9 protein-coding genes are annotated in these 11,367 nt (G+C 62.0%); 6 read left to right on the top strand and 3 right to left on the bottom strand.

The genetic code is table 11. The features are described 5' to 3' along the window. The 4 genes from IEG05_RS11275 to eutC form a co-directional block, all read left to right on the top strand. Positions 1 to 539 (top strand): aldehyde dehydrogenase family protein (locus IEG05_RS11275; RefSeq protein WP_191122060.1); only part of this gene is annotated, 539 nt, incomplete at its 5' end. Between the two features lie 134 nt (positions 540 to 673). Beyond that, a complete protein-coding gene (eutH, locus tag IEG05_RS11270) occupies positions 674 to 1,957 on the top strand; it encodes an ethanolamine utilization protein EutH (protein WP_038659562.1) in 1,284 nt (427 codons plus the stop codon). Between the two features lie 107 nt (positions 1,958 to 2,064). Continuing rightward, positions 2,065 to 3,459 carry an ethanolamine ammonia-lyase subunit EutB gene (locus tag IEG05_RS11265; RefSeq protein WP_046620023.1) on the top strand — a complete coding sequence of 465 codons (1,395 nt, stop codon included), beginning with the start codon at positions 2,065 to 2,067 and terminating at the stop codon, positions 3,457 to 3,459. A gap of 26 nt (positions 3,460 to 3,485) precedes the next feature. After that, complete coding sequence (eutC, locus tag IEG05_RS11260) at positions 3,486 to 4,295, top strand: ethanolamine ammonia-lyase subunit EutC (protein ID WP_046620026.1); 810 nt, start codon at positions 3,486 to 3,488, stop codon at positions 4,293 to 4,295. 740 nt (positions 4,296 to 5,035) lie between these two features. Here eutC and IEG05_RS11255 read toward each other — a convergent pair. Then, the gene (locus IEG05_RS11255; protein ID WP_046620031.1) at positions 5,036 to 6,904 is read right to left on the bottom strand and encodes a pyruvate kinase; all 1,869 of its coding nucleotides are present in this window, start codon (positions 6,902 to 6,904) and stop codon (positions 5,036 to 5,038) included. Between the two features lie 403 nt (positions 6,905 to 7,307). Here IEG05_RS11255 and IEG05_RS11250 point away from each other — a divergent pair, with 403 nt between their 5' ends. After that, a complete protein-coding gene (locus IEG05_RS11250) occupies positions 7,308 to 7,754 on the top strand; it encodes a phosphotransferase (RefSeq protein ID WP_235399905.1) in 447 nt (148 codons plus the stop codon). Between the two features lie 274 nt (positions 7,755 to 8,028). Here IEG05_RS11250 and IEG05_RS11245 read toward each other — a convergent pair whose 3' ends face one another. Next, a complete protein-coding gene (locus IEG05_RS11245) occupies positions 8,029 to 8,868 on the bottom strand; it encodes an isocitrate lyase/PEP mutase family protein (protein WP_046620033.1) in 840 nt (279 codons plus the stop codon). A gap of 348 nt (positions 8,869 to 9,216) precedes the next feature. Here IEG05_RS11245 and IEG05_RS11240 point away from each other — a divergent pair, with 348 nt between their 5' ends. Continuing rightward, complete coding sequence (locus tag IEG05_RS11240; protein ID WP_046620035.1) at positions 9,217 to 10,263, top strand: threonine aldolase family protein; 1,047 nt, start codon at positions 9,217 to 9,219, stop codon at positions 10,261 to 10,263. A gap of 103 nt (positions 10,264 to 10,366) precedes the next feature. Here IEG05_RS11240 and IEG05_RS11235 read toward each other — a convergent pair whose 3' ends face one another. Continuing rightward, positions 10,367 to 11,275: a LysR family transcriptional regulator gene (locus IEG05_RS11235; RefSeq protein WP_046620087.1), complete on the bottom strand. Its 909-nt coding sequence runs from the start codon at positions 11,273 to 11,275 to the stop codon at positions 10,367 to 10,369. Positions 11,276 to 11,367 lie beyond the last annotated feature (92 nt).

Raw genomic sequence — 11,367 nt, 5'->3', positions numbered from 1 at the left:
TCAAGCGTGGCAACCCGCTGGATACCGACACCATGGTTGGCGCCCAGGCGTCCGAGCAGCAGTTCGACAAGATCCTTTCCTACATGGAGATCGCTCAGCAGGAAGGCGCACAGATCCTCACCGGCGGCGCCGCCGAGAAGCTCGAAGGCAGCTTGTCGACCGGCTACTACGTGCAGCCAACGCTGATCAAAGGCCACAACAAGATGCGCGTATTCCAGGAAGAGATCTTCGGGCCCGTGGTCGGTGTGGCGACCTTCAAGGACGAAGCCGAAGCCTTGGCCATCGCCAACGACACCGAGTTCGGCCTGGGTGCCGGCGTCTGGACGCGCGATATCAACCGCGCCTATCGCATGGGCCGTGGCATCAAGGCCGGTCGCGTCTGGACCAACTGCTACCACCTGTACCCGGCGCACGCCGCCTTCGGTGGCTACAAGAAGTCCGGCGTCGGCCGCGAAACCCACAAGATGATGCTCGACCACTATCAGCAGACCAAGAACCTGCTGATCAGCTACGACATCAATCCCTTGGGCTTCTTCTAAAGCAGAACACCGGGGCTGGCTTGTGTGCGTTCAGCCCCGGCGCATGAAACTCCGTGATTCCTTCTCCAGTGGTAGCGAGCTGCCGCCGAGGATGGGTCTCTGGCGCCTGGTAAAAACAATAAAAGGGCAAAGCAATGGATCAGATCGGCAATTACGTCCTCTACGTCATCATGTTCTGCGCGGTCCTTGGGGCCTTCGCAGCCATTCGCGATAGCGAAAAAGGCCTCGGCCGCGAGTTCATGGAGGGTATCCATGCCACGGGGCACATCTTCGTCCCGGCAGCCGGGATCATGGCCTCCATCCCTTACCTGACGGTATTGATCGAGAGCGTGTTCGGGCCGTTCTTCGATGCGCTGAACGCCGACCCGGCGCTGGCAGCGACGATGATCATCGCCTCGGACATGGGCGGCTACCACCTTGCCGCCGCGCTCACTGAAAGCAAGGAAGCGCTGATCATGGCGCTGATCACCGGCTTCATGGGCGGCGCGACCATCGTCTTCTCGATCCCCATGGGTCTGGCCATGCTCGACAAGCGTGACCACAAGTACATGGCGCTGGGCATCATGTCGGGTATCCTCAGTATCCCAGTCGGTGTGCTGATCGCCAGCGTCGTGCTGATGCTGAGCAACCCCGCGGTGCGCGAGGTGGTCGCCACCAACGGTGAGGCAACCTATCAGCTGGCAATGAGCCTTGGCGGCATCTTCGCCAACCTGTTGCCGATCATCGTCTTCGTGGTGGCGCTGGCAGCCGGTCTGCGCTTTCTGCCGGACCTGATGATCAAGGGCTTTATCGCCTTCGGACGCGGCCTTGATGCGATGATCAAACTGGTGCTGGTGTTCTCCATCGTCGAGTACTTCACGGGCTTCTTCACCGTGATCTTCGGCGGCTGGGGCTTCCACCCGATCATCGCCGATGCCGAGGATCAGACCCGCGCGCTGGAAACGGCCGGCTACATCGGGATCATGTTGGCCGGTGCCTTTCCAATGGTCTACCTGCTGCGCAAGTACCTCGGTGGGCCGCTGGAAGCGCTCGGCGGCAGGGTCGGCCTGAGCGCCGTTGGCAGCGCCGGCATGCTGGCGACCATCGCCAATATCCTCGCGATGTTTCGTCTGGTGCGCTTCATGCCGCCGAAAGACAAGGTGATCAACATCGCCTTCGGCGTGTGCGCGGCCTTCCTGTTGGGCGATCACCTGTCGTTCACCGCCAACTTCCAGCCGACCATCATCCTGCCGGTGCTGATCGGCAAGATCCTCGCCGGCTTCACTGCCGTGGGGCTTGCCTACTGGCTTTCGGTACCCAAGGCGCTGCAGCTGGAGCAGCAGGATCGCGCCGCCGGCATCATCGATGCGGATGAATATCCGGGCTCATCGCTACACGACGGCTCTCTGCCGATCCCGAAAGCCGCCGCCCACGCCTGAACCCCGACGACCCCTAAAGCGGGCCACTGCTGCCGCAAGAGGCTTAACGCCCTCATCGGCAGCGTGCTCGCCGGGTCGCCGTTCACCCTGAAAACAGGAGCCCGACCATGGCAACCTATTCCCACAGCATCGGTGGCCAGACCTGGCGTTTCGACAGCTTGCGCGAGGTGCTGGCCAAGGCCAGTCCGCTGCGTTCTGGCGACTGCCTGGCGGGCGTCGCTGCAACCAGCGACGCCGAACGCGCGGCAGCGCAGATGACCCTCGCCGATGTGCCGCTCAAGCAGTTTCTGCTCGAAGCGGTGATTCCCTATGAACGCGACGAAGTCACCCGACTGATCATCGACAGCCATGATGGCAGCGCTTTCGCCCCGGTCAGCCACCTGACCGTAGGCGGTCTGCGCGACTGGCTGCTGGGCGATCATGCCGACGAGGCCAGCCTGCGCGCCCTGGCCCCCGGCCTGACGCCAGAGATGGCGGCGGCGGTGTCGAAGATCATGCGTGTCCAGGACCTGATATTGGTTGCGCAGAAAATTCGCGTGGTCACCCGCTTTCGCAACACGATGGGCCTGCGCGGCCACATGTCCACCCGCCTGCAACCCAACCATCCCACCGATGATCCTGCCGGCATCGCCGCCAGCACGCTCGATGGCCTGCTCTACGGCAACGGTGATGCGATGATCGGCATCAACCCGGCCACCGACAGCATGGGCTCGATCTGCACCCTGTTGGAGATGCTCGATGCCGTCATCCAGCGCTACGAAATACCCACCCAGTCATGCGTGCTGACCCACGTTACGAGCTCCATCGCGGCCATTGAACGTGGCGCGCCGCTGGACTTGGTGTTCCAGTCCATCGCAGGCACCGAGGCGGCCAACGCCAGCTTCGGTATCAGCCTCAAGGTACTCCAGGAAGGATACGAGGCCGGCCTGAGTCTCAAGCGCGGCACCCTCGGCAACAACCTGATGTATTTCGAGACGGGGCAGGGGAGCGCGCTGTCGGCCAACGCCCATCACGATGTCGATCAGCAGACCTGCGAGGCCCGCGCCTATGCGGTGGCGCGTCATTTCAATCCCTTCCTGGTCAACACCGTGGTTGGCTTCATCGGCCCGGAATACCTCTACAACGGCAAGCAGATCATCCGCGCCGGTCTGGAGGACCACTTCTGCGGCAAGCTGCTCGGCGTGCCCATGGGCTGCGACATCTGTTACACCAACCACGCCGAAGCCGACCAGGACGACATGGACATGCTGCTGACGCTGCTCGGCGCTGCCGGCATCAACTTCATCATGGGCATTCCTGGGTCGGACGACGTGATGCTCAACTACCAGACCACCTCCTTTCACGACGCACTCTACGCGCGCAAGGTGCTCGGTCTGCGCGCGGCACCGGAGTTCGAGCAATGGCTGGCGCACATGGGCATCTTCCAGCAGCGCGACGGCCAACTGCGCCTGGGTAACGAGCTGCCATCCGCCTTCCGTCAGGCCCTGGCACAACTTTCCTGATTTCGCTCACTCATGCAGAGGTACGTATGACCGATGACACCCCTGCCACAGAGAACCCGTGGCAACAGTTGCGCCAGCTGACCCCCGCGCGCATCGCGCTGGGCCGTGCCGGCATCAGCCTGCCGACCGGAGCCCAGCTCGATTTCCAGTTCGCCCATGCCCAGGCCCGAGACGCTGTGCACCTGCCATTCGACCACGCAGCCCTGCGTGAAGAACTGCACGCCCGGGGGCATGGCACGCTGCTGCTGCACAGTGCGGCCAGTGACCGCCACACCTACCTGCAGCGTCCTGATCTCGGCCGGCGTTTGGACGACGCGTCCGCTGCGCTGCTGGATGATCACGTCAAGGAACACGGGGGCGGCCATGACCTGGCCATCGTCATCGCCGACGGTTTGTCATCCCTTGCCGTCAGCCGCCACAGCCTGCCTTTTTTAACGCGCGTGCTCGAACAGGTGACCGCCGAAGGCTGGTCGCTGGCGCCGATCACCCTCGTTGAGCAGGGCCGCGTGGCGGTGGCCGACGAAGTGGGCGAGCGGCTGGGGGCGAAGATGACGGTGATCCTGATCGGCGAACGGCCCGGGCTCAGCTCGCCGGACAGCCTTGGCCTGTACTTCACTTGGGCCCCACGCGTTGGCCTCAACGATGCATACCGCAACTGCATCTCCAATGTCCGTCTGGAGGGTCTGAGCTACGGCATGGCCGCCTTCCGCCTGATGTACCTGATGCGCGAAGCCTGCCGACGGCAACTGTCCGGTGTCGATCTCAAGGACGAAGCCCAGGTGCCTACGCTGGATAAACAAGGGCCCGGCAACTTCCTGCTGCCAGACCTGGCCTGAAAGAGGATTCAGCTATAGGTTGCGAGAAAGGAAGAGTGCCGTGCTCGGTGCAACGGGATGCCCGTACTTAACTGCTGCTACGTAAATCCGTACAAGCGTATGTCCTGAAGCACCAGCACGCGGTCGGCGCCATCGTCGATGCCCTAGAGGAAGTGAAGCTCCCGAGCGAGAAGACTGATGGGAGAAATGATGGCTACTATTGCTAAGATGCTCTCGGAAGAGGGCCACCCGAGAACTGGAAGAGCAGATTCCGCGAAAGGCTTCGATGGCGACGAGACAGGCTTACCAGAGAGCCAAATCGTCCGGCCAAACGGTGGTGGTGTCGCGCGACGGCATGATCATCGCTGAGCTGGCCGACCGCACGGAGCGGATCTTGGGCCTGTGTAAGCCGCGCCGCAAAGTGAAAGCCGGAATTGCACATCTGCTCGGTGGAGAGGCTCCAAAGGATGCCGGTGCCTAGGCTGCGCGTCTTCGCAGGACCGAAAGGATCCGGCAAAAGCACCATCAATCGCATCCTTGCGCCGGAGTTGATCTACGCCCACGTCAACGCGGACGACCTGGAGCGAAAAGTGAACGACCGTGGGGCAATCGATTTGACGCCGTTCAAGATCGACTGCTCACAGGATGTGTTCAGGACCTTTTTCTCCCAGCATCCCTCGAAGATAAACCGTGATGCCCACGGCACTGAAAGTGACCGCTACCCTACCTGCAGCGCCCTGCCTTCGACTCCAGTCTTCAAGTCAACGAGTTGCACTCTGCCGCCCAGCCACTTGCAACGAGCGAAGCAGGTCCCGCTTCTTCGCGCGATGCTCCCGCATGCGGAGCAGCACGTCATTTAGGGTCGTCACCGCCTTAAGAATGTAAGGCCCCTTGTTGAGCATCACGCACTCGGCACGAACGCTCATGGCTGCATCGGTAATTTCGGAGCGCGCCGGGGCACCCTTCTTAGCCAGGCTTTCAAGCACCTGGGTTGCCCATATCACCGGTACGTGGGCTGCCTCACACAGGCACAGTATCTCTTCCTGGATTTCGGCCAAACGTTCGAAGCCGGTCTCTACGGCCAGGTCGCCCCGGGCGATCATGACGCCAAATCGCGGCAATCGCATCCCGGCGAGCAGCATCGTGGGCAGGTTTTCGAACCCGGCACGGGTCTCAATTTTCAGCACGACTCCAAGATGTGTTGCGTCCAGCCGTTCCAAATGATCGAGCAATTCAATCACGTCTTCGGCGCTGTTGGCGAAGGACATCTGAACGATATCGGCGTGTTTCGCCGCAAACGCCAATGTTTCAATATCGTCCTCGGTCGGTGCTCGGACTGGGAGGGCGTTGTCTGGGAAGTTGATGCCCTTGTCACTTGCCAGCTTGGCGCAGCCGCTTGCATGTGCGACTTGGGTGACACGCAAGATCAGCGCCTCGGCCGACGCTTTCTCCACCCGCGCTCCGATTTTGCCATCGTCGAACCAAACAGGGTCGCCCGCTGCGACCGCCGCCAATACGTGCGGTAGTGTGCAGCCTATCCTTGCGGTCTCGGCATTGTCGTTGCTCGGTGGATCGATAGGTTGGTCGTCAGCGGTCAGCGCCAACAGGTCGCCAACCCGCAGGGTCAAATGCTGCTCGCGTGGCGGCAAGCCTGTAATGTGCATTCGCCCATGAGTCTTGCCTGCCCGACGCTGCTTGATTTGCATGCCGTCTGTGACGTACGCCGTTTTCTTCAGCTCCGCCAGGCACCCCTCCTCATCAGACGCAATGACCTTCAACTTTCGTTTCGAGCCTCGCGCATCGCGTAACCTAAGCGTATCGCCAGCACGGACAGCCAGCGCTTTATCGCTTGTAACCATCAAGCATGGGTCGGTATCGGACTCGTTTATGGCTGCCGTCGCCCAGGTAATACGAACGCGGGCGGGGCTGATGACTTGCCCATAACAATCACGCTTGGCCCGTACCTTCTTCACACCTGGCGCCTTTGCGATGGGGCCCGTGCGTAACTTGGGCCCGGCGAGATCGAGGGCTACCTTGCATTCACGCCCAAGCGCTTTCTCCGTCGCACGAACATGCGCGATCATCGCACGCCAGCTGTCTGGGTCATCGTGTGCGCAGTTGATGCGCGCGCAATCCATGCCTTCCTTGATCAGCGCGTCGATGAGGTCGCGGTTGTGCGCCGCTTCAGAGGGGAGGGTGACCATGATTCGAACCTGGCGTGCGCTATGGGACCTTCCAAACAGCGCATCGGTGTGAGCCGCCAATAGGTGCCCACCCTCGTTCAGACCAAGTTCAGGGGCAGTGGGCACTTGGGTGTTCGGCTCTTCGAGCCGCTGCAAAATGCCCATCACCGACGTCACTGCTGCGAGTATTGCCGCCTCAGCGCGGCCCAAGGACGACAAGCCGATCTCGGCAAGCTGCGCTTGTAGCTCGCGCAAGTCATGGCGACGAAGACATAGGTACTGCAGCAGGTTCTCGGCGCTTTGCCTGTAACACTCATGAACCTGGATGTTTTTCAGCGATGCCAGGCAGGCGTCGCTCGTCATCTCGTTCCGTAGCCGCTCGAGTTGCACGCGTAAGGGATCGAACTCCAGGGCCGCAGCGGGACGGGCCGGTGCCTTTTTTGACATCAAAATCTCCAGAGAGCGTGCGGTCGGAGCGGCCGCTAACGGTAGTGAAACTGACCAAGTGTAGGGTGTAGCTGTTTCATGACAGCCGACCAATGGAGCGCTCTGAAAAGCTCTACGCGAGGGAAAGCCTTGTTCCCACAGGCGTTTCTGGTCACAGCTCGGGACCGCTTATGTCCGGGCGCAGCCAGTGACCATTGCGAGAAAGGGGGTGCCATCAGGTTAATACCTAGCTAACCTGGGACAAGCAGAGCCACACGCAGCAGTGCCCAGGCTATCAGCCGCCCGGTCAGCGAACTGCTGAACGAAGCGGCGCGCCTCCGCTGGTTGGAAAACACATGCATAGCCTGCCCGCGCGTCATCGAAGCAATCAGCGAGGGGACGGGACTGGCTGGTCTTGGGTGAGGTGCCGGGAGAAAACCTGTCGTCATCACCACACGGACCCGGGAAGAAGGTCGCGATAATTGCCGATGTACTGCGCACGCTCCATGCGCTCGATCTGTCGACTTGCCCGTCTGATCATCGTGCAGATCACAGAATTCGCCGTGCGCTAGCCCGAATGGATGCGGCGCTCGTCGATGATGACCATCACGGCCTTTCCTCGAACGAGTTATTCGCCCGGCTTCGGCAGCAAAGGCCTGCGGTCGAGGAACTGGTAGTCACTCATGGCGATGCGTGCCTGGCCAACTTCATGGTCGATAAGAGGCGCTTCTCGGGCTTGATCGATTGCCGCCGATGGGGTGTTGCAGACCGGTATCAGGATCTGACGCTGACCTGCCGCGATGTCGCCGAGGAACTGGGAGAAGAATGGATTTCGGTGTTTTTGGACTGTTATGGGATCGAAGTTCTTTGATCCAGCCTGTGCATATTTCTATCGGCTGCTCGGCGAGTTTTTCTAACAAGGGAGGTGAGGCTTCACTTGCACCCGTCGCTCGAGATCGACGGGTCCGACGAGCTAGGAAGCTGCATCGGTCGACGCCCACTGTCAGCGCTCGTGAAACGCCAGCCTTCATTGACGTGCTGCGCGCCGCTCTCAAGCAGAGCCGACATGGGTCGGTGCACGGGCCTAAAAAAAGCGGCGCATGCTGTCGGGAGTCCGATGAGCTAGGTTTGTCTACTTACCCATATCAACAGGGCCTTTCGCATTTGCCAAATAGCGCGTCTAGCTCCGCTCCAGAGGCCGCTTTGGCAAAACCATCGAACCGGCCATGCTCGGCGATGGACCGTGCCGCCTGCAGAAAACCGGCCCATGCCGCTCGGGCCAAGGCGCCGCCGACGCTGATGCGCCTGACGCCGAGGTTTGTGAGGTCCTGAACGGTCAGGTCACTGTTCCAGCCAATCAATACATTGACCGGCTTTGGCGATACTGCCTCGACGACGGCGCTGATCTGCTCGCGGGTTCTCAGGCCTGGTGCATACAGGCAGTCGGCGCCTGCATCGGCATAGGCTTTCAGGCGTGCAAGGGTGTCGTCGAGATCAGGCCGATCGACGAAGAAGTTCTCGGCCCGCCCGATCAGCAAGGTTTCACCTCCGGTAGCGTCGATCGCCTCACGCGCGGCGCACATCCGTTCGGTGGCCTCGGCAAGCTCGCGCAACGGCTCGCGCGGGTCTCCTGTGGAGTCCTCGATGGAAATACCCGCGACGCCGGTTCCGACCGCCATGTGCACGCTTTCGGCCACGCCTTCGGGCGTATCGGCGTAGCCACTCTCGAAATCGGCGTTCACCGGCAGATGGGTGGCTTGGACCATATAGCGCATATGGGCCAGGACCTCGTCCCGCGGCATCTGTCCGTCGGCGCGGGCACACGACCAGGCGTAGCCGGAGCTGGTCGTCGCTAACGCCTTGAAACCGAGGCCTGCGAGGACGCTCGCGCTGCCGGCGTCCCAGGGGTTGGGCAGGACGAAGCAGCCGGACTGGTGCAGCGCACGAAAGGCAGCACGTTTTTGCGACACACTGGGATGGACCATGAACCCTCCTGGTTGGTGAGATGGGTGGGGCACGACGCTTTTCGATTCGCCGCAGCGAGTCGTCAAAGACTAGATGGGATTCAGCGTGCCGTGGTTTTCAGAACACGCGCTGCAGGGTGCCACAGCGTTACTGAATTTCCCTGTGGGCGATCGTGAAATGTGCCGCCGTGATGTCCGCGCTGGGCGCTTCGCTGTGCTACGACGTTGCGTGGGGGCTGACGAGGGCGGGGCGGCGCCGGCATCACCCCGTACATGCTCGCCTGACACTCCGTTTGCGCTCGCGTGTCCTGGCTTCTACAACGTAACGTGCAGCCACCAACCGCCCTGCAATGCCATAACGAGGATTTGATGACGACCGACAAGCAGCAATTTGCCAGCGACAACTATTCCGGCATCTGCCCTGAAGCCTGGGAAGCCATGGCGAGGGCGAACCAAGGCCACGACAGGGCGTACGGCGACGACCAATGGACAGCCCGCGCGGCTGATCACTTCCGCGCATTGTTCGAGACCGACTGCGAGGTGTTCTTCGCCTTCAACGGTACGGCGGCCAATTCCCTGGCGTTGTCGTCCCTTTGCCAGAGCTACCACAGCGTGATCTGCGCTGACATCGCCCACGTCGAGACGGACGAATGCGGCGCGCCGGAGTTCTTCTCCAACGGCTCCAAGCTGCTGCTCGGCAGGACCGAGCAGGGCAAGCTGACGCCTGCTGCCATTCGCGAGATCGCCCTGAAGCGCAAGGACATCCATTACCCCAAGCCACGCGTGGTCAGCCTGACCCAGGCCACGGAAGTCGGTACCGTCTACCAGCCCGCCGAGCTGCGTGCCATCAGCGACACCTGCAAGGACCTGGGGCTGCACCTGCACATGGACGGCGCGCGCTTCGCCAATGCCTGCGCTCACCTGGGCATGTCGCCCGCCGAACTGAGCTGGAAAGCCGGCGTCGATGTGCTCTGTTTCGGTGGCACCAAGAACGGCATGGCGGTCGGCGAGGCCATCCTGTTCTTCAATCGCGAACTGGCCACCGATTTCGAGTACCGCTGCAAGCAGGCTGGCCAGCTTGCCTCCAAGATGCGATTTCTGTCGGCACCGTGGGTCGGGCTTCTGGAAAACGGCGCCTGGCTGAGATACGCCGAACACGCCAACCGTTGTGCCCAGCTGCTGGCCGAGTTGATTCAACCGTTGCCTGGCGTCGAGTTGATGTTTCCGGTGCAGGCCAATGGCGTCTTCGTCCGCCTGCCGCCATCGGCACTGGAGGCGCTCAGGAACCGCGGCTGGATGTTCTACACCTTCATCGGTGTCGGCGGTGCGCGCTTCATGTGCTCGTGGGACACCAGCGAAGCGCGGGTACGCCAGCTGGCCGATGATATACGCGCGGCCGTAACCGACGCCCCGTAGCTGCCGAGGATGTGCCCGCTCGCGAAGTGGCCTCGGCAATACGCGGGCAGCGGCTACTGAGCGCTGCTCATTTGGATAAGGTTGGACGAGCACTGTCGTGAGGCTAGATGCTGGCTTGCTCGAGCAAGGCGCGGCGGAACGCCTGTGCCACAGGCCCGAGTGGCTCATCCAGCCGGTGCGCCAGGTAGGCTTCGGATTGCACCTCGCTGTTTCTGCCAAGGTCGGGAATGGCGACGCGCGCCAGCCGCCCTGAAGCCAGATCCTCCTCAACCAGCCATGCCGGGAGCCGTCCCCAGCCGAGTCCGGCGCGAATCAGTGCGACCTTCGCTTCCTGGGTATTCACCCGACAGGTGAAGGGCGACAGAACGCCGAATGAGCGGCCCTCGGAGAGTGGCGTGGGATCGGCAAGCACGATCTGCAGATGGCCGGCGAGATCCGGCACGCCGAGTGGCGCACGGCTACCGAGTTCGGCCAGCGGATGATCGCTGCGTACGACGGCAATCTGCGCAATCGAGCCAATCGCCTCTAGCGCCAGCCGGGGATTGCGAAAATCCTCGCCGACGATGATCGCGAGTGTGCAGCGCCTCTCATCCAGCGCTGCGATGGGGCCGCCCAGGGCCTGTGACTCCAGGCGAAAGCTGGTGGAAGGAAATCCGACGCTGGCCCGGGTAATGGCGAGCGCCACCGATTCGATCGGAAACAGCGTATCCACCACCAGGGTCAGTTCCAGCTCGACACCCGCACCCAGCGCCCGCGCCCGAGCACGCATGGCATCGGCGCGCAGCAGGATGTCGCGTGCGTGGGCCAGCAGTGCCTGACCTTCCTGAGTGAGGACGGGGCGGTAGCCGCTGCGATCGAACAGCTGCAGGCCCAGTTCCGTCTCCAGATTCGCGATGGCATGGCTGATGGCCGATTGCACGCGCAGCAGCCGTGCCGCGCCGGATCGAAAGCTGCCGCTGTCGGCCACGGTTACGAACGTACGAATCTGATCCAGTGTCATGCCATCGAGCATGATCTGCTCCATAGATCGAGTTGATCGAAATTTAATCACTCCGCGAGAGCGTTTTTAGTCATTAGCCTGGCTCCAGTCAATGCCATCGGAGG

Origin of the sequence: Stutzerimonas kunmingensis, from assembly GCF_014764705.1 — a bacterium.
Classification (GTDB): Bacteria; Pseudomonadota; Gammaproteobacteria; order Pseudomonadales; family Pseudomonadaceae; genus Stutzerimonas.
Note: the sequence above shows the minus strand (reverse complement) of the source record. Positions and strands in the feature narration are given on the sequence as shown.

Bases quoted from the DNA above. Each gene is read 5' to 3' on its own strand.
- eutH (WP_038659562.1), top strand. From the start codon at position 674: ATGGATCAGATCGGCAATTACGTCCTCTACGTCATCATGTTCTGCGCG.
- IEG05_RS11265 (WP_046620023.1), top strand. From the start codon at position 2,065: ATGGCAACCTATTCCCACAGCATCGGTGGCCAGACCTGGCGTTTCGAC.
- eutC (WP_046620026.1), top strand. From the start codon at position 3,486: ATGACCGATGACACCCCTGCCACAGAGAACCCGTGGCAACAGTTGCGC.
- IEG05_RS11255 (WP_046620031.1), bottom strand. From the start codon at position 6,904: ATGTCAAAAAAGGCACCGGCCCGTCCCGCTGCGGCCCTGGAGTTCGAT.
- IEG05_RS11245 (WP_046620033.1), bottom strand. From the start codon at position 8,868: ATGGTCCATCCCAGTGTGTCGCAAAAACGTGCTGCCTTTCGTGCGCTG.
- IEG05_RS11240 (WP_046620035.1), top strand. From the start codon at position 9,217: ATGACGACCGACAAGCAGCAATTTGCCAGCGACAACTATTCCGGCATC.
- IEG05_RS11235 (WP_046620087.1), bottom strand. From the start codon at position 11,275: ATGCTCGATGGCATGACACTGGATCAGATTCGTACGTTCGTAACCGTG.